Origin of the sequence: Pantoea sp. Cy-640 (assembly GCF_011752635.1) — a bacterium.
GTDB lineage: Bacteria > Pseudomonadota > Gammaproteobacteria > Enterobacterales > Enterobacteriaceae > Pantoea > Pantoea dispersa.
The window spans coordinates 1-22,460 of the sequence record NZ_VWXB01000015.1 but is presented as its reverse complement, the minus strand read 5'-3'; the positions used below and the strand labels follow the sequence as shown (position 1 = coordinate 22,460).

At 54.7% G+C, this 22,460-nt stretch carries 16 protein-coding genes and 4 tRNA genes; 4 read left to right on the top strand and 16 right to left on the bottom strand.

Features of this window, described 5'->3' with window-relative positions:
- Nucleotides 1-65: 65 nt before the first annotated feature.
- Together thiC and thiE are read left to right on the top strand one after the other, a co-directional pair.
- Nucleotides 66-1,988: a phosphomethylpyrimidine synthase ThiC gene (gene thiC / locus F3J36_RS23625; RefSeq protein ID WP_166720749.1), complete on the top strand. Its 1,923-nt coding sequence runs from the start codon at nucleotides 66-68 to the stop codon at nucleotides 1,986-1,988.
- Nucleotides 1,988-2,635: a thiamine phosphate synthase gene (gene thiE, locus F3J36_RS23620; RefSeq protein WP_166720752.1), complete on the top strand. Its 648-nt coding sequence runs from the start codon at nucleotides 1,988-1,990 to the stop codon at nucleotides 2,633-2,635. Before thiC ends, thiE begins: the two co-directional genes overlap by 1 nt.
- 162 nt (nucleotides 2,636-2,797) lie before the next feature.
- Here the strand turns inward: thiE and F3J36_RS23615 are convergent, their stop codons facing one another.
- On the bottom strand, nucleotides 2,798-4,252 hold the full coding sequence (locus tag F3J36_RS23615; RefSeq protein WP_166720747.1) for a PLP-dependent aminotransferase family protein: 1,455 nt from the start codon (nucleotides 4,250-4,252) through the stop codon (nucleotides 2,798-2,800).
- Nucleotides 4,253-4,427: 175 nt separating this feature from the next.
- Between F3J36_RS23615 and F3J36_RS23610 the strand changes: the two genes are divergently transcribed.
- A complete protein-coding gene (locus F3J36_RS23610) occupies nucleotides 4,428-4,613 on the top strand; it encodes a DUF1127 domain-containing protein (protein WP_058769981.1) in 186 nt (61 codons plus the stop codon).
- 66 nt (nucleotides 4,614-4,679) lie between these two features.
- On the opposite strand, the gene rpoC is transcribed toward F3J36_RS23610, so the two are convergent.
- The 13 genes from rpoC to F3J36_RS23545 form a co-directional block, all read right to left on the bottom strand.
- Nucleotides 4,680-8,903, bottom strand: a complete 4,224-nt coding sequence (rpoC, locus tag F3J36_RS23605) for a DNA-directed RNA polymerase subunit beta' (RefSeq protein ID WP_021508204.1) — start codon at nucleotides 8,901-8,903, stop codon at nucleotides 4,680-4,682.
- A gap of 72 nt (nucleotides 8,904-8,975) precedes the next feature.
- On the bottom strand, nucleotides 8,976-13,004 hold the full coding sequence (gene rpoB, locus F3J36_RS23600; protein ID WP_021508205.1) for a DNA-directed RNA polymerase subunit beta: 4,029 nt from the start codon (nucleotides 13,002-13,004) through the stop codon (nucleotides 8,976-8,978).
- Between the two features lie 326 nt (nucleotides 13,005-13,330).
- A complete protein-coding gene (rplL, locus tag F3J36_RS23595) occupies nucleotides 13,331-13,696 on the bottom strand; it encodes a 50S ribosomal protein L7/L12 (protein WP_021508206.1) in 366 nt (121 codons plus the stop codon).
- A gap of 66 nt (nucleotides 13,697-13,762) precedes the next feature.
- Nucleotides 13,763-14,260: a 50S ribosomal protein L10 gene (gene rplJ / locus F3J36_RS23590; protein WP_021508207.1), complete on the bottom strand. Its 498-nt coding sequence runs from the start codon at nucleotides 14,258-14,260 to the stop codon at nucleotides 13,763-13,765.
- A 347-nt stretch (nucleotides 14,261-14,607) separates the two neighbouring features.
- Entirely contained in the window at nucleotides 14,608-15,312 is a 705-nt protein-coding gene (gene rplA, locus F3J36_RS23585) for a 50S ribosomal protein L1 (RefSeq protein WP_021508208.1), read from the bottom strand.
- A gap of 3 nt (nucleotides 15,313-15,315) precedes the next feature.
- The gene (gene rplK, locus F3J36_RS23580; protein WP_013507401.1) at nucleotides 15,316-15,744 is read right to left on the bottom strand and encodes a 50S ribosomal protein L11; all 429 of its coding nucleotides are present in this window, start codon (nucleotides 15,742-15,744) and stop codon (nucleotides 15,316-15,318) included.
- A gap of 147 nt (nucleotides 15,745-15,891) precedes the next feature.
- Nucleotides 15,892-16,437 (bottom strand): transcription termination/antitermination protein NusG, encoded by a 546-nt coding sequence (gene nusG, locus F3J36_RS23575; protein ID WP_010616908.1) that lies wholly within the window; start codon nucleotides 16,435-16,437, stop codon nucleotides 15,892-15,894.
- Between the two features lies 1 nt (nucleotide 16,438).
- Nucleotides 16,439-16,822, bottom strand: coding sequence for a preprotein translocase subunit SecE (gene secE, locus F3J36_RS23570; RefSeq protein WP_021508209.1), 384 nt, complete (start codon nucleotides 16,820-16,822; stop codon nucleotides 16,439-16,441).
- A 227-nt stretch (nucleotides 16,823-17,049) separates the two neighbouring features.
- Nucleotides 17,050-18,234: an elongation factor Tu gene (gene tuf / locus F3J36_RS23565; RefSeq protein WP_104094429.1), complete on the bottom strand. Its 1,185-nt coding sequence runs from the start codon at nucleotides 18,232-18,234 to the stop codon at nucleotides 17,050-17,052.
- Nucleotides 18,235-18,340: 106 nt separating this feature from the next.
- A tRNA-Thr gene (locus F3J36_RS23560) sits at nucleotides 18,341-18,416 on the bottom strand.
- A gap of 5 nt (nucleotides 18,417-18,421) precedes the next feature.
- Nucleotides 18,422-18,496, bottom strand: a tRNA-Gly gene (locus tag F3J36_RS23555).
- 189 nt (nucleotides 18,497-18,685) lie between these two features.
- A tRNA-Tyr gene (locus F3J36_RS23550) sits at nucleotides 18,686-18,770 on the bottom strand.
- A gap of 7 nt (nucleotides 18,771-18,777) precedes the next feature.
- Nucleotides 18,778-18,853: transfer RNA gene (locus F3J36_RS23545), tRNA-Thr, on the bottom strand.
- Between the two features lie 396 nt (nucleotides 18,854-19,249).
- Between F3J36_RS23545 and coaA the strand changes: the two genes are divergently transcribed.
- The gene (coaA, locus tag F3J36_RS23540; RefSeq protein WP_058759911.1) at nucleotides 19,250-20,200 is read left to right on the top strand and encodes a type I pantothenate kinase; all 951 of its coding nucleotides are present in this window, start codon (nucleotides 19,250-19,252) and stop codon (nucleotides 20,198-20,200) included.
- Nucleotides 20,201-20,253: 53 nt separating this feature from the next.
- Here coaA and birA read toward each other — a convergent pair whose 3' ends face one another.
- Both birA and murB read right to left on the bottom strand, forming a co-directional pair.
- On the bottom strand, nucleotides 20,254-21,216 hold the full coding sequence (gene birA, locus F3J36_RS23535) for a bifunctional biotin--[acetyl-CoA-carboxylase] ligase/biotin operon repressor BirA (RefSeq protein ID WP_166720745.1): 963 nt from the start codon (nucleotides 21,214-21,216) through the stop codon (nucleotides 20,254-20,256).
- Complete coding sequence (murB, locus tag F3J36_RS23530) at nucleotides 21,213-22,250, bottom strand: UDP-N-acetylmuramate dehydrogenase (RefSeq protein WP_058769985.1); 1,038 nt, start codon at nucleotides 22,248-22,250, stop codon at nucleotides 21,213-21,215. The genes birA and murB overlap by 4 nt, the downstream gene beginning before the upstream one ends.
- Nucleotides 22,251-22,460 lie beyond the last annotated feature (210 nt).

The window sequence follows — 22,460 nt, the reverse complement described above, 5'->3', positions numbered from 1 at the left end:
ACCGTTTCTGTTACTCCTTCCGGACTCCGGACAAGCAGCTTCCCCTTGTTTTCAGGAAACTTGCTATGTCTGATGCTAAAACCTCACGTCGTGAACAACGCGCGCAGGCGCAAAAATTTATCGATTCGCTCCAGGGAACCGCCTTCCCTAACTCAAAACGTATCTGGATCAGCGGCAGCCGCGCGGATATCCGCGTCCCGATGCGCGAAATTCAGCTCAGCCCGACGCACACCGGCGGCAGCAAAGATCATCCGCAATACGCAGAAAATGAACCGGTGCCGGTGTATGACACTGCCGGTGCCTATGGCGATCCCCACGCGACCATCAATGTGCATCAGGGTCTGGCAAAATTGCGCGCCGGCTGGATCGCCGAACGCAACGACAGCGAAACCATCAGCGCACTCAGCTCAAGCTACAGTCAGCAGCGGCTGGCAGATGACGGGCTGGATCATCTGCGTTTTGAACATCTGCCGCTGCCGCGCCGGGCCAAAGCGGGTCGCCGCGTCACGCAGCTGCACTATGCACGTCAGGGCATCATCACGCCGGAGATGGAGTTCATCGCGCTGCGCGAAAACATGGGACGTGAGCGTATCCGCAGTGCAACGCTGTTGCAGCAGCACGCCGGCCACGGCTTTGGTGCGCAGCTGCCAGAGAATATCAGCGCCGAATTCGTGCGCGCTGAAGTGGCCAGCGGCCGCGCCATCATTCCTGCCAACATCAATCATCCGGAATCGGAGCCGATGATTATCGGCCGCAATTTTCTGGTGAAGGTCAACGCCAACATCGGCAACTCGGCGGTAAGTTCGTCGATTGAAGAGGAAGTGGAAAAACTGGTGTGGGCCACGCGCTGGGGGGCAGATACCGTGATGGATCTGTCGACCGGCCGCTATATCCATGAAACGCGCGAGTGGATTTTGCGCAACAGTCCGGTACCGATCGGCACGGTGCCAATCTATCAGGCGCTGGAAAAGGTCAACGGTATTGCAGAAGATCTTAACTGGGACATTTTCCGCGATACCCTGCTGGAACAGGCTGAGCAAGGCGTTGATTACTTTACCATTCACGCGGGCGTGCTGCTGCGCTATGTGCCGATGACCGCACAACGGCTGACCGGCATCGTGTCGCGCGGCGGCTCCATCATGGCGAAGTGGTGCCTGTCACATCATCAGGAAAACTTCCTCTACCAGCATTTCCGCGAAATCTGTGAAATCTGCGCCGCCTATGATGTCGCGCTGTCGCTCGGTGATGGTTTACGTCCCGGCTCGATTCAGGACGCCAACGACGAAGCCCAGTTTGCCGAACTGCGTACCTTAGGCGAGCTGACGCAAATCGCCTGGCAATATGATGTGCAGGTCATGATTGAAGGCCCCGGTCACGTGCCGATGCAGATGATCCGCCGCAATATGACCGAGCAGCTGGAACACTGCCATGAAGCGCCGTTTTATATGCTGGGCCCGCTGACGACCGATATCGCGCCGGGCTACGATCATTTCACCTCCGGGATTGGCGCCGCCATGATCGGCTGGTTTGGCTGCGCGATGCTGTGCTACGTCACGCCGAAAGAGCACCTTGGCCTGCCGAATAAAGAGGATGTTAAGCAGGGGCTGATTACCTACAAGATCGCCGCGCACGCTGCCGATCTGGCTAAAGGCCATCCCGGCGCGCAGATCCGCGACAACGCCATGTCGAAAGCTCGCTTTGAGTTCCGCTGGGAAGATCAGTTTAATCTGGCGCTCGACCCGCATACCGCGCGGGCCTATCACGACGAAACTCTGCCGCAGGAATCCGGCAAAGTGGCCCACTTCTGTTCCATGTGCGGCCCCAAATTCTGTTCAATGAAAATCACCCAGGAAGTGCGCGAATTTGCCGCCCGCCAGCAGGCTGAAGCCCAGCCGATAGCGCTGGGGATGGCGCAAATGTCCGACGCCTTCCGTAGCCGTGGCGGCGAGCTGTATCACGCCGCCGATGCCCTGAAAGAGGAAAAATGATGACTGAATCCTTCCCTGCCACCGCGCCAAAACTGGGGCTCTATCCGGTTGTCGACAGCGTGTTGTGGATTGAACGCCTGCTGGCAGCCGGCGTGCGCACCCTCCAGCTGCGCATCAAAGATGGCGATGATCGCCAGATTGAAGCCGCAGTACGCGATGCCATCGCCCTGGGCAAACAGTACGGCGCGCGGCTGTTTATCAACGATTACTGGCGCTTAGCGATTAAGTACAACGCCTATGGTGTGCATCTCGGTCAGGAGGATCTGGATGTGGCCGACCTGGACGCTATCCGCCACGCCGGCTTACGCCTGGGTCTGTCGACACACGATGACGCCGAGCTGGATCGCGCGCTGGCGCTGCGTCCGTCCTATATTGCGCTCGGCCACATCTTTCCGACACAAACCAAAGAGATGCCCTCTGCGCCACAGGGCATAGCCGAGCTGAAGCGCCATCTGGCGCGGCTGCAGCATATTCCCACCGTGGCGATTGGCGGCATTTCGCTGGCACGCGTGCCGGAGGTGCTGGCGACTGGCGTCGGCAGTATTGCCGTGGTCAGCGCGATTACCCAGGCGGAAGACTGGCAGGCGGCCACCCGCCAGCTGCTGGCGCTGGTAGAATCCCCAGAGCATGTCGCAAAAGCGTTGTAACTGACTGCAACGGCGGTAAAAATCCGCGAATACGGCGCGCAAACGGCAGCAGTCAGGGCTGGCGCGTCCGGGGACAATCGCTAAAGTGAGCCTGCCCGCTGTCGCTTGCAGCGGGCCAGGGCTGGCTTCCCCGACTCTCTGTCCGGCCCTGCCTTTCCACCGTTATTCTGTCAGGGAGGTAGTATGGCGCGTTTCCGCACTGCAGGCCTGCATGGCACGCTCCACGGCTGCGCCGAGGCTGGCAATCGCCTGCTCGGTTTGCTCATTCATTGGCAGACCATAATTGAGGCGCAGACAGTTGCGATATTTACCCGCCGCCGAAAACAGCGAACCGACCGCCACCTGGATTTTCAGCTCCCGCAGCTCCGCATTCAGCCGCACCGCATCGAAGGCTTCCGGCAGCTCAATCCACATCAGGAAACTGCCCTGCGGCCGCGAGACGCAAATGCCGCAGGGAAAATAGTGGCGCACCCAGCAACTAAACGTCTCATAGTTACGCTGATACACCTGACGCATGCGGCGCAAATGCGGCAGGTAATGGCCCTGACGAATAAACTCCGCGACCGCATACTGCGGCTGCGTTGCCGTCGAACCGGTGCCAATATATTTCATGTGCAGTACGCGATCGCGATAGCGTCCCGGCGCGACCCAGCCCACGCGCAAGCCGGGCGCCAGGGTTTTGGAAAACGAACTGCACAGCAGCACGCGGCCATCCATATCCAGCGATTTGATGGTGATCGGACGCGGATACTCCCACGCCAGCTCGCCGTAAACATCATCTTCAATGATCGCCGCGTCAAAGCGCTGCGCCAGCGTCAGCAGCGCGCGCTTACGCGTTTCCGGCATGATAAATCCGAGCGGATTATTGCAGTTGGGTACCACCACTACCGCTTTGATTGGCCACTGCTCAAACGCCAGCTCCAGCGCCTCAAGGCTGATCCCGCTGACCGCATCGGTAGGGATTTCAATGGCGCGAATGCCCAGACCGCGCAGTGTCTGCATGGTGCCATGAAACGCCGGCGACTCAACGGCAATGATATCGCCTGGCTCGCACACGGCGCGAATCGACACCGACAGCGCTTCATGGCAACCGGTGGTGATGACAATTTCTTCCGCCGTCAGCTGACAGCCGCTGTCAATCGTCAGCCGCGCAATCTGCTCACGCAGCGCTGCCACGCCGAGCAGGCTGTCATAGTTGAGCTGATCAATGTCCTGCTTCTGCGCCATGCGACCCATGATTTTCCACAGCGGCTTGAGCGTCGGCTGGGTCAGGTCCGGCATGCCGCTGCCCAGCTGCAGCACGTCGCCATTAATGCGGCTGCTCAGCAGCTCCAGCACCGATTCCCACTGGGTGATCTCAACCGGACGCTGTACGGGTCGGGTCATCGCCGGCACCGGCGGCGTGGCTTTACGGGTAGCGACAAAATAGCCGGAACGCGGCTGCGGCACGATAAGCTGCTTCTCTTCCAGCAGATGATAAGCCTGCTGCACGGTACTGATGCTGACGCCGTGCTCAATGCTGAGCGTACGCACCGAGGGCAAGCGTTCGCCGCTGCGATACAGCCCCTGCTCAATACGGTCTGAAAGCAGACAAGCCAGATGTTGATAGCGCGTCATTGTGTGCCTCGCTGCGTTAACGGTGATCAAAAATCAGTACAGATGATGCCTATTTCTACCATTCAGATCGGTACGGGCGCAATCTGTATGTTAAAGATAAGTGATTTTTGAATCTGTATTGCATTCACCTTCAGAGGGAAAATGTTGCTCAGACATCATACTGAGGGCTGGGATTATGGAATTCGATCAGAACCGGGCGGCAAAACCGTTCAGCGTGACCTTACTCGATATCTTTCGTGGCGGCGTGCGCGCAATCAAACGCTGGCAGGCCAGACGGGAAACGCGGGAGATTCTTTCGCACCTGAGTGATGCGCAGCTGCGTGATATCGGGCTGACGCGTCAGGATATCAATCAGAAATAACGCGGATTTCAGACGAAAAAAAACCCTGCCGAGGCAGGGTTTTTTCATGGTCAGCAGAGCAGACGATTATTCGTCGTCGCTACCGCCCAGACCGGCGTTCAGCAGCTCAGCCAGGCTGGCAGAGGCTTCATCCGCAGTCACCTGCGGTGCAACCGGTGCTTCACCCGCCTGACGGCGACGCATACGATCCTGGTGGTAAGCATAACCGGTACCGGCCGGGATCAGACGACCCACGATAACGTTCTCTTTCAGGCCGCGCAGTTCGTCGCGCTTGCCTGCTACCGCTGCTTCGGTCAGGACACGGGTGGTCTCCTGGAACGATGCCGCAGAGATGAACGATTCGGTTGCCAGCGAGGCTTTGGTGATACCCAGCAGGTCACGCATGTACGTCGCGCCGATTTTGCCGTTCGCTTCCAGATCGCGGTTGGAGATCTTGATACGAGAGACTTCCGCCTGCTCGCCTTCCAGGAACTCCGAGCTACCCGCGTTCATGATGGTTGCTTTACGCAGCATCTGACGCACGATGACTTCGATGTGCTTATCGTTAATCTTAACGCCCTGCAGGCGGTAAACTTCCTGCACTTCGTTAGTGATGTAACGGGTCACAGCATGGACGCCACGCAGACGCAGGATGTCGTGCGGAGACTCTGGGCCGTCGGATACGACGTCACCACGTTCTACACGTTCACCTTCGAATACGTTGAGCTGACGCCATTTCGGAATCATCTCTTCATACGGATCGCTACCGTCAACCGGGGTGATCACCAGACGACGCTTGCCTTTGGTCTCTTTACCGAAGGAGATGATACCGCTGATCTCCGCCAGGATAGCTGGCTCTTTCGGACGACGCGCTTCGAACAGGTCGGCAACGCGTGGCAGACCACCGGTGATGTCCTTGGTACCGCCAGATTCCTGCGGAACACGCGCCAGGGTATCACCCGAGCTGATCTTCACGCCATCTTCCAGCTGCACAATCGCTTTACCTGGCAGGAAGTACTGTGCCGGCATGTCGGTGCCCGGGATCAGTACGTCGTTGCCGTTGGCATCAACGATTTTCAGTGCCGGACGCAGGTCTTTACCACCCGCAGTACGCTCTGCAGAATCCAGTACCACCAGCGATGACAGACCGGTGAGGTCGTCAGTCTGACGGGTAATGGTCTGACCGTCGATCATGTCAGTGAAGCGGATGAAACCGCCCACTTCGGTGATAACCGGCATGGTGTGTGGATCCCAGTTTGCAACGGTTTCGCCCGCGGCAACCTGCTCGCCATCACCTTTCGCCATGACCGCACCGTAAGGCACTTTATAGCTCTCTTTGGTACGACCGAACTCGTCGATCATCTTCAGCTCAACGTTACGCGAGACGATAACCAGCTTCCCGGAGGAGTTGGTTACTGACTTGGCGTTGGTCAGCTTGATAGTACCTTTGTTCTTCACCTGAATGCTGGATTCAGCTGCCGCACGCGATGCCGCACCACCGATGTGGAAGGTACGCATGGTCAGCTGGGTACCCGGCTCACCGATGGACTGTGCTGCGATAACGCCGATGGCCTCACCTTTGTTGATGATGTGACCACGTGCCAGATCGCGACCGTAGCAGTGTGCACACACACCGAAGTCGGTTTCACAGCTCACCACGGAACGCACTTTAATCGCGTCCACGGAGTTCAGTTCAACCACGTCACACCAGTGCTCATCGATCAGGGTGTTACGCGGGATCAGGATGTCCGCAGTGCCCGGCTTCAGCACGTCTTCTGCCGTCACACGACCCAGTACACGCTCACGCAGCGGCTCTTTAACGTCGCCACCTTCGATGACCGGGGTCATCATGATGCCTTCGAATGTGCCACAGTCGTCTTCGGTGACCACCAGGTCCTGCGCCACGTCAACCAGACGACGGGTCAGGTAACCGGAGTTCGCCGTTTTCAGTGCGGTATCGGCCAGACCTTTACGCGCACCGTGGGTCGAGATGAAGTACTGGAGTACGTTCAGACCTTCACGGAAGTTCGCGGTGATTGGCGTCTCGATGATGGAGCCATCTGGCTTCGCCATCAGACCACGCATACCTGCCAGCTGACGAATCTGTGCCGCAGAACCACGCGCACCGGAGTCGGCCATCATGTAGATGCTGTTGAACGAAACCTGCTGCTCTTCTTCGCCGTGACGGTTGATCACGGTTTCGGTCTGCAGGTTATCCATCATCGCTTTGGATACGCGTTCGTTAGCCGCAGCCCAGATATCGATGACTTTGTTGTAACGTTCGCCCGCGGTAACCAGACCAGACTGGAACTGCTCCTGAATCTCGGCCACTTCCGCTTCAGCTTCTGCAATGATTTCTGCTTTCTTGGCAGGAATCACCATGTCGTCGATACCTACTGAGGCACCTGAACGGGCTGCATAGGCAAAGCCGGTGTACATGGTCTGGTCAGCAAAGATAACGGTCGGCTTCAGGCCCAGGATGCGGTAACAGGTGTTCAGCATCTTAGAAATCGCTTTCTTACCCAGCGCCTGGTTGACGATGGAGTAAGGCAGACCTTTCGGTACGATCATCCACAGGATCGCACGACCAATGGTGGTGTCGATCAGGCTGGTTTTCGCAACGAGCTCTTCCTGCTCATTTTTGCTGTATTCAGTGATACGCACTTTAACGCGTGCATGCAGCTCGGCCTGGCCAGCGCGGTAAACACGCTCAGCTTCTTTCGGGCCGGTCAGCACCATGCCTTCGCCTTTGGCGTTCACTTTGTCACGGGTCATGTAGTACAGACCCAGAACAACGTCCTGTGAAGGAACGATGATTGGCTCGCCGTTCGCTGGAGACAGAATGTTGTTGGTAGACATCATCAGCGCACGCGCTTCCAGCTGGGCTTCCAGCGTCAGCGGTACGTGAACAGCCATCTGGTCACCATCGAAGTCGGCGTTATACGCCGCACACACTAGCGGGTGCAGCTGGATCGCTTTACCTTCGATCAGAACCGGTTCAAACGCCTGGATACCCAGACGGTGCAGGGTTGGTGCACGGTTCAGCAGTACCGGGTGTTCGCGAATCACTTCATCCAGGATATCCCAGACCACCGCTTCTTCGCGCTCAACCATTTTCTTGGCCGCTTTAATGGTGGTCGCGAGGCCACGCAGTTCCAGCTTGCCGTAGATGAACGGTTTGAACAGCTCCAGTGCCATTTTCTTCGGCAGACCGCACTGATGCAGACGCAGGTATGGACCTACGGTGATAACCGAACGACCGGAGTAGTCAACACGTTTACCCAGCAGGTTCTGACGGAAACGACCCTGCTTACCTTTGATCATGTCGGCCAAAGATTTCAGAGGACGTTTGTTAGAGCCGGTGATGGCACGACCGCGACGGCCGTTATCCAGCAGGGCATCGACCGCTTCCTGCAGCATACGTTTTTCGTTACGTACGATGATATCTGGCGCAGCCAGATCCAGCAGACGCTTCAGACGGTTGTTACGGTTGATCACGCGACGATACAGATCGTTCAGATCCGACGTAGCGAAACGACCGCCGTCCAGCGGTACCAGCGGACGCAGATCTGGCGGCAGTACCGGCAGAACGGTCAGGATCATCCACTCTGGCTTGTTGCCAGACTGCACGAACGCTTCCAGCAGCTTGATACGCTTGGTCAGCTTTTTACGTTTGGTCTCAGAGTTGGTTTCGTTCAGCTCTTCACGCAGCTGCTCGCACTCCTGCTCCAGATCCATATTTTTCAGCAGCGCCTGGATAGCTTCCGCACCCATCTTCGCGTCGAATTCGTCACCGAACTCTTCCAGCGCGTCAAGGTACTGCTCTTCGGTCAGAATCTGACGTTTTTCCAGATTGGTCATGCCGCCTTCGACCACAACATAAGATTCGAAGTACAGTACGCGCTCGATGTCACGCAGCGGCATATCCAGCAGCAAACCGATGCGGGATGGCAGTGATTTCAGGAACCAGATGTGCGCGGTCGGCGAAGCCAGTTCGATGTGGCCCATACGCTCACGACGCACTTTGGTCTGCGTGACTTCTACGCCACACTTCTCACAGATCACGCCACGGTGTTTCAGACGCTTGTACTTACCGCACAGGCATTCGTAATCTTTTACCGGTCCGAAAATACGGGCACAGAAAAGACCGTCACGCTCCGGCTTGAAGGTACGGTAGTTAATGGTTTCCGGCTTTTTAACTTCACCGAAAGACCAGGAACGGATCATGTCTGGCGAGGCCAGCGCAATTTTGATCGCATCAAACTCTTCGGTTTTAGTTTGCGCTTTCAGAAACTTAAGTAAGTCTTTCACGGATTAGCTCCCGTCGGAGTGGAACTCTCAGGGACGCGCCAGGCGCGTCCCATAACCAGTACTTGCGAGTGCTTACTCGTCTTCCAGCTCGATGTTGATACCCAGCGAGCGAATCTCTTTCAACAGTACGTTGAAGGATTCCGGCATGCCCGGTTCCATCTGATGGTTGCCGTCAACGATGTTTTTATACATCTTGGTACGGCCGTTGACGTCATCAGACTTAACGGTAAGCATTTCCTGCAGGGTATACGCGGCACCGTATGCTTCCAGTGCCCACACTTCCATCTCACCGAAGCGCTGACCACCGAACTGCGCCTTACCACCCAGCGGCTGCTGCGTAACCAGGCTGTAAGAGCCGGTAGAACGGGCGTGCATCTTGTCGTCGACCAGGTGGTTCAGTTTCAGCATGTACATGTAACCTACGGTTACCTGACGCTCAAACTGCTCACCGGTACGGCCGTCGAACAGGGTGATCTGACCGGAAGAAGGCAGACCGCCGAGCTGCAGCAGCTCTTTGATTTCGCTCTCTTTCGCACCGTCGAACACTGGCGTCGCGATTGGCATACCTTTTTTCAGGTTCTCTGCCAGACGCAGCACTTCGTCGTCCGAGAAGGTGTTCAGGTCAACTTTCTGACGCACATCGGTGCCCAGATCGTAAGCACGCTGGATGAACTCACGCAGTTTGGCGACTTCTTCCTGCTTCTTCAGCATCGCATTGATCTTCTCACCAATGCCTTTCGCCGCCATACCCAGGTGGGTTTCCAGAATCTGACCGATGTTCATACGCGATGGTACGCCCAGCGGGTTCAGTACGATGTCGACCGGCGTACCGTTCTCATCGTATGGCATGTCTTCGATTGGGTTGATCTTCGAGATAACACCTTTGTTACCGTGACGACCCGCCATTTTGTCACCAGGCTGAATCTGACGCTTAACGGCCAGATACACCTTGACGATTTTCAGCACGCCCGGTGCCAGATCGTCGCCCTGAGTGATCTTGCGACGCTTCGCTTCGAGTTTCTTCTCAAACTCGTGCTTCAGCTCGTCATACTGCTCAGCCAGCTGCTCCAGCGCGTTCTGCTTCTCTTCGTCGGTCAGACCGAGTTCCAGCCAGCGCTCACGTGGCAGCTTGTCCAGTTTCTCCGCTTCCACGCCACCTGAAATCAGGACGGCCTGGATACGGCTGAACAGGCCCGCTTCGAGAATCTGCAGTTCTTCAGACAGGTCTTTTTTCGCCTGCTTCAGCTGCATCTCTTCGATTTCCAGCGCGCGCTTGTCTTTTTCCACGCCATCGCGGGTGAAGACCTGTACGTCGATAACCGTACCGGAAACGCCGTTTGGCACGCGCAGTGACGAGTCTTTCACGTCAGAGGCTTTTTCACCGAAGATTGCACGCAGCAGTTTCTCTTCTGGCGTCAGCTGGGTTTCACCTTTCGGCGTGACCTTGCCTACCAGAATGTCGCCACCGGTCACTTCCGCACCGATATACACGATGCCGGATTCATCCAGTTTGGAGAGCGCAGCTTCACCCACGTTCGGGATGTCAGCGGTGATCTCTTCCGGCCCCAGTTTGGTGTCACGCGACACGCAAGCCAGTTCCTGAATATGGATGGTGGTGAAACGGTCTTCCTGTACGACACGCTCAGAAACGAGGATGGAGTCTTCGAAGTTGTAACCGTTCCATGGCATGAACGCCACGCGCATGTTCTGACCCAGCGCCAGCTCACCGAGGTCGGTAGACGGGCCGTCAGCCAGCACGTCGCCACGCTCGATAGGTTCACCCAGAGAAACACACGGCATCTGGTTGATGCAGGTGTTCTGGTTAGAACGGGTGTACTTGGTCAGGTTGTAGATGTCGATACCTGCTTCGCCCGGATACATCTCGTCTTCGTTAACTTTGATAACGATACGTGACGCATCGACGTACTGCACGGTACCACCACGTTTCGCGACGGCAGTTACACCGGAGTCGACCGCAACAGCACGTTCCATACCGGTACCAACCAGCGGCTTGTCAGCACGCAGGGTAGGTACAGCCTGACGTTGCATGTTCGCACCCATCAGGGCGCGGTTAGCATCATCGTGCTCCAGGAACGGGATCAGTGACGCACCGACAGAAACCACCTGCTGGGTGGAAACGTCCATGTAGTCAACCTGATCGCGGCTGAACAGGCTCGATTCACCTTTGCTACGGCAGGTGACGAGATCGTCAACAAAGCTGCCATCATCGGCGAGGTTGGTGTTCGCCTGAGCGATAACGTAGTTACCCTCTTCGATAGCAGAGAGGTAATGAATTTCATCACTCACTTTACCGTCAACCACGCGGCGGTACGGCGTTTCGAGGAAGCCGTATTCGTTAGTCTGCGCGTAAACAGAGAGTGAGTTGATCAGACCGATGTTCGGACCTTCCGGGGTTTCGATTGGACATACGCGACCGTAGTGAGTCGGGTGTACGTCACGCACTTCGAAGCCGGCGCGTTCACGGGTCAGACCGCCTGGGCCCAGAGCAGAGATACGACGTTTGTGCGTAATCTCAGACAGCGGGTTGTTCTGGTCCATAAACTGGGACAGCTGGCTGGAACCAAAGAACTCTTTCACCGCGGCCGAAATTGGCTTGGCGTTGATCATGTCCTGTGGCATCAGCGTGTCGAGGTCGCCCAGAGACAGACGCTCTTTCACAGCGCGCTCTACACGCACCAGGCCAACGCGGAACTGGTTTTCCGCCATTTCGCCGACGGAACGGATACGACGGTTGCCGAGGTGGTCGATATCATCCACTTCGCCAATACCGTTACGGATACCGATGAGCTTCTTCATCACTTCAATGATGTCGTCTTTGCTCAGGATACCGGAACCTTCGATCTCGTCACGTAGCAGAGAACGGTTGAACTTCATGCGGCCAACGGCCGACAGATCGTAACGATCTTCGGAGAAGAACAGGTTCTCGAACAGGTTTTCTGCGGCTTCACGCGTTGGCGGCTCGCCAGGACGCATCATGCGGTAGATCTCAACCAGCGCGCTCAGGCGATCGTTGGTTGGGTCAACGCGCAGCGTCTCAGAAATGTACGGGCCGTGATCCAGATCGTTGGTGAACAGGGTTTCGATGCGCTTGTGACCGGACTGGCTCAGTTTCGCCAGCAGATCCAGTGACAGCTCCATGTTCGCTGGCACAATCAGTTCACCGGTGTTCAGATCGATGTAATCTTTCGCGACCACTTTGCCCGCGATGTACTCGACCGGCACTTCGATGTGCTGAATGTTGTCTTTTTCCAGCTGACGGATGTGGCGCGCAGTAATGCGACGACCTTTCTCAACGTAGACCGTGCCGTTGGCTTCGATATCGAAGGAGGCGGTTTCACCACGCAGGCGCTCAGGCACCAGTTCCATCTGCAGCTTGTTGTCGCGGATTTCAAACACCACTTTTTCGAAGAACAGATCGAGAATCTGCTCAGTGGTGTAATCCAGCGCGCGCAGGATGATACTGGCCGGCAGCTTACGACGACGGTCAATACGGACGAACAGGTTGTCTTTCGGGTCAAACTCGAAGTCGAGCCATGAACCGCGGTAAGGGATAATACGTGCGTTATACAGCACTTTACCGGAAGAGTGCGTTTTACCCTTATCGCTGTCAAAGAATACGCCAGGACTACGATGCAGCTGAGAAACGATAACACGCTCAGTACCATTGATGACAAAGGTACCGTTGTCGGTCATGAGCGGAATTTCGCCCATGTACACTTCTTGTTCTTTGATGTCTTTGACGGTGCCTTCCGGCGCTTCGCGCTCGTAGATCACCAGACGCAGTTTAACGCGCAGCGGTGCGGAGTACGTCACGCCACGGATCTGACATTCTGTCACGTCAAACACCGGCTCACCCAGACGGTAGCTGACATACTGCAACTCAGAGTTGCCGCTGTAGCTCGCGATTGGGAACACGGAACGGAAGGCTGCTTCCAGACCGTACTGGCCTTCTGGATCTTGCTCGATAAACTTCTGGAACGAGTCAAGCTGGATAGAAAGGAGATAAGGCACATCCAGTACTTGTGGACGTTTACCAAAATCCTTACGAATACGTTTTTTCTCGGTATAGGAGTAAACCATAGGGTTCCTCAGCTAGCTGACAAGTCGACCCACGCTGTCCGTCCTGAAGGGACAGTTCATGCAACACTATTTTGTTTTTCATGCGATGCGCGGCACCCCATGCAATACATCTTTCTATCACTCTTAAATCATTTCATCGCCGTTGCGCAGGCAGGGAACCCTCACAGGAAAGCGGTATATTAAGTCGTCGATAGAAAAAGATATTGAAGAGGAACAATGGACAAACAGTGCGAAACGCCATCGTTCCCCTGTAGCGCAAAAAGGCTGGTGACCAAAAAGTCACCAGCCATCAGTCTGTTTACGCAGACTGCAACCCGAGGGTTGTCTTACTTAACTTCAACTTCAGCGCCAGCTTCTTTCAGAGCAGCTTCAAGTGCAGCTGCGTCGTCTTTGCTGATGCCTTCTTTGATTGCAGCTGGAGCAGCTTCAACCAGGTCTTTAGCTTCTTTCAGGCCCAGACCAGTTGCGCCACGAACGGCTTTGATTACAGCAACTTTGTTCGCGCCAGCAGCTTTCAGGATAACGTCGAATTCAGTTTTCTCTTCAACAGCTTCAGCCGGGCCAGCAGCAACAGCGACAGCAGCAGCAGCAGAAACGCCGAATTTTTCTTCCATAGCAGAAACCAGCTCAACTACTTCCATTACGGACATAGCTGCAACGGCTTCCAGGATTTGATCTTTAGTGATAGACATGACAATTGTTCCTAAGAATCAGTAAAAGTTTATACGTTAGCAAGTACGAAGAAAAAGAATCTGGCCTTAAGCCGCTTCTTTCGCGTCGCGAACAGCAGCCAGAGTGCGGACCAGCTTGCCAGCAGCAGCTTCTTTCATGGTCGACATCAGACGTGCCAGTGCTTCTTCGTAAGTCGGCAGCGTTGCCAGACGGTCAATTTGTGCCGCCGGGATCAGCTCACCTTCAAAGGCTGCAGCTTTGACCTCAAAGTTTGCATTCGCTTTCGCGAACTCTTTGAACAGACGAGCAGCAGCGCCCGGGTGTTCCATAGAGTATGCAATCAGGGTCGGACCAACAAACGTGTCTTTCAGGCACTCGAATGGAGTACCTTCAACGACGCGGCGCAGCAGGGTGTTACGAACAACACGCATGTAGACGCCAGCTTCACGACCTGCTTTACGCAGTTCAGTCATTTTATCAACGGTAACGCCACGGGAATCCGCAACAACCGCTGAAAGCGCGCCTTTGGCTACTTCGCTAACTTCAGCAACAATTGCTTGTTTGCCTTGAAGATTTAATGCCATTAGCTTTGCTCCTGGATTTGACCGGGAAAATTTCCCGGAACTCACTTCACTTACACACCCGAAGGCCGTAAGCGCGTTACACGGTGAGCAGAATCCAGTGAAGAAAAAATTCTTTTTGGTTCTGTCACCGTCTACGCAGGATATTAAGCATCACTTCCGAAGAGGTTCTGCTCCTGCGGTCTTGGACGGAGGCCAGGATCAGGCCTGGCTCCAACCTTAGTCGCTGAATGACAAGGTGTTTAGACCTGTGCACTCCGCGACTATGAATTTGGGTTCTGAATTGACGGATCAACCAGAACAACGGGCGTAAGATTCTAGATGAATTTTTCGCCCGTTACAAGCAGCAATTAGTTTGCTGCTGCGTTCAGACCAGCCTGGTCAACGGCAACGCCGGCGCCCATGGTGGTAGAGATGCTGACTTTCTTGATGTACACGCCTTTCGCCTGAGCAGGTTTAGCTTTTTTCAGCGCAACCAGCAGAGATTCCAGGTTTTCTTTCAGTTTGTCAGCATCGAAGTCCACTTTACCGATGGTGGTGTGGATGATGCCGTTTTTGTCGTTACGGTAACGAACCTGACCCGCTTTAGCGTTTTTCACAGCTTCAGCAACGTTAGGAGTTACGGTACCAACTTTCGGGTTTGGCATCAGACCACGTGGGCCCAGAACCTGGCCCAGCTGGCCAACAACGCGCATTGCATCCGGAGAAGCAATAACAACGTCAAAGTTCATTTCGCCTTTCTTGATCTGATCAGCCAGGTCTTCCATACCTACCAGCTCAGCGCCAGCTGCTTTAGCAGCTTCAGCGTTTGCGCCCTGGGTAAAGACGGCAACACGTACTGAACGACCAGTACCGTGTGGCAGAACGGTCGCGCCGCGCACGTTCTGGTCAGATTTACGTGCATCGATGCCGAGGTTAACAGCAACGTCCACGCTCTCTACGAATTTAGCAGTAGCCAGTTCTTTCAGCAGAGCAACAGCTTCGTTGATGTCATACTGTTTAGTCGCATCAACTTTGTCACGGATCACGCGCATGCGCTTGGTCAGCTTAGCCATTTCTTAGTCCTCCACTACCAGGCCCATGGAACGAGCAGTACCTTCGATAGAGCGAGTCATCGCTTCTACGTCAGCACCAGTCATGTCCGCAGCTTTGGTTTCTGCGATTTCACGTACCTGAGCACGAGTTACTTTACCGACTTTATCTTTGTTCGGCTTACCAGAACCAGACTTGATGCCTGCTGCTTTTTTCAGCAGAACGGCAGCCGGAGGCGTTTTGGTAACGAAGGTGAAAGAACGGTCGCTGTATACGGTGATAACTACTGGAGTCGGCAGACCCTTTTCCAGTGATTCTGTTTTGGCGTTGAACGCTTTACAGAATTCCATGATGTTAACACCCTGCTGACCCAGAGCCGGACCAACTGGTGGGCTCGGGTTAGCCATACCAGCTGCAACCTGCAGCTTGACGTAGGCTTGTACTTTCTTGGCCATGATATTTCCTCTATTGGGTATAGCGCCTGGCGAACAGGCTCCCCGTGATAACGATTTACACGCTGTTGCCAGCGCATAAAAACAAAAGGCGCGAAATTATAGGTAAATTTCGCGCCTTCCGCAAGAGCTAAAAAGTGAACAAAAGGCTTAGCCTTTCTCCACCTGAGCAAAGTCGAGTTCAACCGGCGTTGCACGGCCGAAGATAGAAACAGAAACCTTCAGGCGGCTCTTCTCGTAATCCACTTCTTCGACCACACCGTTGAAGTCGGCAAACGGGCCGTCGTTGACACGCACCATCTCGCCTGGCTCGAACAGCGTTTTCGGACGCGGCTTATCACCCACCTGCTGCAGGCGGTTCATGATCGCATCCACTTCTTTGTCACTGATCGGTGCCGGACGGTCAGAGGTACCACCAATGAAGCCCATTACACGCGGTACACTGCGCACTAAGTGCCAGCTGGCGTCATTCATCACCATCTGGACCAGTACGTAACCAGGGAAGAATTTGCGTTCGCTTTTGCGACGCTGGCCGCCACGGATTTCCACGACTTCTTCAGTCGGCACCATGACTTCGCCAAACAGTTCTTCCATGTTGTGCAGTTTGATATGCTCTTGCAGCGACTTGGCTACGCGGGCTTCAAAACCGGAAAACGCCTGAACGACGTACCAGCGTTTTTTTGGAGCTTCAGACATCTCAGAACCTCAGGCCAGTGATAAACGATACCAGACGGACCAGAATACCATCCAGCCCCCACAAAATCAGTGACATCACGGCAGTGACCGCGGCAACGATTAACGTGGTGTGCAATGTTTCCTGGCGAGTTGGCCAGATGACCTTACGCATTTCGGTTCTTGCTTCACGTGCAAAAGCCACGGTTGCTTTGCCTTTGGTGGTCAGCAACGCAATGCCGCCCGCCGCAGCGATCAACACCACGACAGCCAGCGCGCGTAAAGGCAGTGTCACATCGCGATACAGGTAGTTACCGACGATTGCTACCAGCAGCAATGCGATCACAACTACCCACTTTACCGCTTCCAGGCCGCGCCCGCTCCCTTGAGCTTCGGTATTCGCACTCATAAACCAACCTGCCACAATAATTCAGAAACTATTCTGCCCCGCAGAGCGAGGCATCCAAACCGAATGCGCTTTTGGGCATAACTCGGTATCCAGCGCCGTAATACAGAGCCTGTCTCAGCAATGATTATGATCGAAAATCACTGATGAGCCAGGTTCTGGTTAACAGCGTACAAAAAGGGCATCAAATGATGCCCTTTCCGTGTGCATTGCGTCAAATATTATCGCTATTACGCGATAACTTTAGCAACAACGCCCGCGCCAACGGTACGGCCGCCTTCGCGGATTGCGAAGCGCAGACCTTCGTCCATTGCGATTGGATGGATCAGGGTAACAACCATTTTGATGTTGTCGCCTGGCATTACCATCTCAACGCCTTCTGGCAGCTCTACTGAACCGGTTACGTCAGTGGTACGGAAGTAGAACTGTGGACGGTAGCCTTTGAAGAACGGAGTATGACGGCCGCCTTCGTCTTTAGACAGAACGTAAACTTCTGACTCGAACTGGGTGTGTGGCTTGATGGTGCCTGGCTTAGCCAGAACCTGACCACGCTGGATCTCTTCACGCTTGATACCGCGCAGCAGAACACCACAGTTCTCGCCTGCCTGACCCTGGTCCAGCAGTTTGCGGAACATTTCAACACCGGTACAGGTAGACTTGGCAGTCGCTTTGATACCAACGATTTCTACTTCGTCGCCCACTTTCACGATGCCGCGCTCAACACGACCGGTAACAACGGTACCACGGCCAGAGATTGAGAATACGTCTTCGATTGGCAGCAGGAACGGCAGGTCGATAGCACGGACTGGATCCGGGATGTAGTTATCCAGGTGCGTAGCCAGCTCAACGATTTTCGCTTCCCACTCAGCGTCGCCTTCCAGCGCTTTCAGCGCAGAACCGCGTACGATTGGGGTATCGTCGCCAGGGAAGTCGTAAGCAGACAGCAGGTCACGCACTTCCATCTCAACCAGTTCCAGCAGCTCTTCGTCATCAACCATGTCGCACTTGTTCAGGAACACGATGATGTAAGGAACGCCAACCTGACGGCCCAGCAGGATGTGCTCACGGGTCTGAGGCATTGGGCCATCAGTCGCAGCAACAACCAGGATCGCGCCGTCCATCTGCGCAGCACCGGTGATCATGTTTTTCACATAGTCGGCGTGGCCTGGGCAGTCAACGTGTGCGTAGTGACGGGTCGGGGTTTCATATTCAACGTGAGAGGTGTTGATGGTGATACCACGAGCCTTCTCTTCTGGCGCGTTATCGATCTGATCGAATGCACGCGCCTGGCCGCCGTAGGTTTTAGCCAGAACGGTGGTGATTGCCGCAGTCAGAGTGGTTTTACCGTGGTCGACGTGACCGATGGTGCCCACGTTTACGTGCAGTTTGTTACGTTGAAATTGCTCTTTAGCCATCGCTTGTCCCTCTAAGACACGGATATATCAAAGATATCGTCACATTAACCAGGCAAAACCTGATGTTAGTTTTACAGAGAGAGAATCAGGAGAGAGATAAAGGAAGTGGTGCTGATACCCAGAGTCGAACTGGGGACCTCACCCTTACCAAGGGTGCGCTCTACCAACTGAGCCATATCAGCACATCTGGAGCGGGCAGCGGGAATCGAACCCGCATCATCAGCTTGGAAGGCTGAGGTAATAGCCATTATACGATGCCCGCATCCTGGAACTCGGCTACCTGTTCTTTCTGTAGCTTATGAATAATAAAAGAAGACCTTCTATTATTCGAGCCAGTCAGAGTTTCTGACTGACGGTGATCACGCTACTGCGCAATCTGAATTCGAAGGTGAGAGAGTTGAACTCACCCATCAGATAAGCCTTTATCTGACGCTCAACCGAGAGGTTGAGATGGTGGTGGGAGAAGGATTCGAACCTTCGAAGTCTGTGACGGCAGATTTACAGTCTGCTCCCTTTGGCCGCTCGGGAATCCCACCTACTTGATGGTGCCGGCTACCGGAATCGAACTGGTGACCTACTGATTACAAGTCAGTTGCTCTACCAACTGAGCTAAGCCGGCATCAAGTGACGCGCATTCTAGGAAGACCGGGTTCAGGATGCAACAAAAAAATTGCTAAATTTGCACTACCGCTTACTATTTGTGCAAATCCTCGCAAAACGCCCCGCCAGTGCAGCAAAAAGCAGCAAACATGGTGTGTTTTTCCGCCAGCCCACAGCCTGATTATTCTTTAATACCGCGTTAGCCTCATACTGTGATCATAAAAATGCGGGCCTGCTTACGAAAGCGTGCTCAGGTTTATCATTTTACTTCTTTTTAAAGTCACACTGGTGTTACCCTCCTGCCCATTGTTCTCGTTAAATTACCCCTGTGACGTGCAACTGAGTTCGACACATCGCTGTATGCCTGTTGCTGCAAGGTGTTGATGAGCCAGAATTTGCGGTCAGATGCATGCTTATGAGTAAAAAAACGACGCCACTGACGACGCCCTACCTGCAGTTTGATCGCCAGCAATGGGCTGCGCTGCGAGATTCCGTACCGATGACGCTGGCCGCCAGCGAAATTGAACGGCTGCGCGGTATCAATGAAGATCTTTCGCTGGAAGAAGTTGCCGAGATCTATCTGCCGCTATCACGTCTGCTGAACTTCTATATCAGTTCAAATCTGCGCCGTCAGGCGGTGCTGGAGCAGTTTCTCGGCACCAATGGCCAGAAGATCCCTTACATTATCAGTATTGCCGGCAGTGTTGCCGTCGGTAAAAGCACCACCGCGCGCGTGTTACAGGCGCTGCTTAGCCGCTGGCCAGAGCACCGCAAGGTGGAACTCATCACCACCGATGGCTTTTTGCACCCTAATGCGGTGCTGAAAGAGCGCGGCCTGATGAAGAAGAAAGGCTTCCCGCAGTCGTATGATATGCATCGACTGGTGAAGTTCGTATCGGATTTGAAATCGGGCGCCAGTCAGGTCACCGCACCGGTGTATTCACACCTGATTTACGATGTCATCCCGGATGGCGATAAGGTGGTGCAGCAGCCGGACATCCTGATTCTGGAAGGGCTGAACGTCCTGCAGAGCGGTATGGATTATCCGCACGATCCGCATCATGTATTTGTCTCAGATTTCGTCGACTTTTCAATATATGTCGATGCGCCAGAAAACTTATTAGAGCGCTGGTACGTTAATCGCTTTCTTAAATTCCGCGAAGGTGCCTTCAGCGATCCGGACTCTTATTTCCATCACTATTCTCAGCTGCCTGAAGAGGAAGCAGAGAGTATTGCACGTGGGTTATGGAAAGAGATTAACTGGCTGAATTTAAAAGAAAACATCTTACCTACGCGTGAACGGGCCAGCCTGATCATGACCAAGTCTGCTGATCATGCCGTGCAAAGTGTACGGTTAAGAAAATAGTATTAAAAACGCCCTGCTTTATCAGGGCGTTTAATGCATTACTGTTTACTGTGTTAATTAGCGGGACGTAATGAGATCTCGCCACCGACCCAGGATTTAATCTCACCATCCTGTTCCAGCAATAAACCGCCCTGCTTATCAATTCCGCGCGCAATGCCATGCACTTCACGATCTCCAATCAGCAGTTTTACCGGGCGATGGATAAAGTTATCCAGCGCTTCCCAGCGGCCGACAAACGGCGCCAGCCCATCCCGTTCAAACAGCGGTAAAGCTTCACGCAGATGGTTTATCAGCCTGGCGGCGAGTTCGTTACGATTGATCTCGATGCCCGCTTCCTGCAGATTGATCCAACCCTGATTGATTTCCGCCGTGCCTTCGCCCCGCATCACCAGGTTGATCCCCGCGCCCATGACAATTTGCGCCGCATCGCCGGTTTTACCGGTGAGCTCAACCAGAATACCCGCCAGTTTACGATCCTGCAGATAGAGGTCATTTGGCCACTTAACGCGGACGTCTGCCGCGCCCAGCGACTGGATAACCTCTGCCATCACGATACCAATCACCAGACTCAGACCCATTGCCGCAGCTGGCCCCTGCTCCAGTCGCCAGTACATGGACATGTAGAGATTGGCCCCAAACGGCGAGAACCATTTCCGTCCGCGCCGGCCGCGCCCGGCCTGTTGATATTCCGCGATGCACGCATAGCCGGAGTTCAGCTGGTCCATGCGATCGAGTAAATACTGATTGGTGGAGTCAATAACCGGAATCACCGCCAAATCCGCCTGATGCAGATGCGCCAGTATCGCCTCTTCATTCAGCAGCTGTATGGGCGCTGGCAGGCTGTAACCTTTCCCTGTCACGGTGTAGACATCCAGGCCCCAGCTTTTCAGCGTCTGAATATGTTTATTCACGGCAGCGCGGCTCATACCGAGCGCTTCACCCAGCTGTTCACCAGAGTGAAATTCGCCATCGGCCAGCAGGGCGACCAGTTTTAACGGAACGCTATGGTCTTTCATGAAATCACCTCGACGGCGTTACGCTCGCCCTGCGCGCCAATGAAACGTACTTCTGGCTCCAGCCACACGGCAAATTTTTTCCCCACCTCCTGACGCACATGATGGGCCAGGGCGACAATATCCTGCGGTGTGGCATTGTCTTCATTGATCAGTACCAGTGCCTGCTGACGATGCACCGCAGCGCCGCCAAGACGGTAGCCTTTCAACGCACACTGATCGATCAGCCAGCCTGCGGCCAGCTTGACCTCACCACTGTGCTGTGGATAGTGCGGCATAGCAGGATAGTGCGTAAGCAATGCCTCTGCCTGCTGAGCGGAAATCAGGGGGTTTTTAAAGAAACTGCCTACATTACCTGTTACGCGTGGATCGGGCAGCTTACTTTGCCGCATATGGCACACCGCATTGAATACGTCCCACGCGCATACGGTAGCGGGATTGAGCTTCGCCAGATCGCCATAGCTCAGTACCGGTTTCCACTGCTTCGCCAGACGCAGCCCGACGGCCACAATCACATAGTCGTGCTTCATCGCGTGTTTGAAGATGCTGTCGCGATAGCCAAACTGGCATTCATCACGGTGCAGACGCGTGACTGTGCTATCCGGCAGGTGTAACACCTCGACGTACTGGCAAATATCTTTAAATTCAACACCGTAAGCGCCAATGTTCTGGATGGGTGCCGATCCCGTCACACCTGGAATTAGCGCCAGATTTTCCAGCCCGGTGAGGCCTTTCTTTAGAGTATGCTCAACCAACTGATGCCAGTTTTCGCCAGCACCAACGTGCAGATGCCAGGCTTCGTCGTGCTCTTCCAGGGTGATGCCTTTAATCGCGTTAATCACCACGCAGCCGGCAAAATCTTCGAGGAACAGGACGTTACTGCCCTCGCCAAGCACCATAAACGGCTGATTATTTTGCTGGCTGGCGTGCCAGGCAGAGGAAATGGCTTCTGCGCTATCCGCAACAACAAGCTTTTCAGCCGCGATTGCAAGACCCAGTGTGTTGAACGCTTTCAGGGAAGTCTGAGGGCTGGACATGTTACGGCCTTTACTGATTAATCTGGCCGTAGTTTACCCGATTGCACGGTTTTACAGTGGGGAGTTTTCGCGTTTTTAGCGGGAAATTTGCCGGAGTACGGACGTAAAAAAGCCCCGGACTCTCGTCCGGGGCTTCTTCACTTATTTGATGCCTGGCAGTTCCCTACTCTCGCATGGGGAGGCCCCACACTACCATCGGCGCTACGGCGT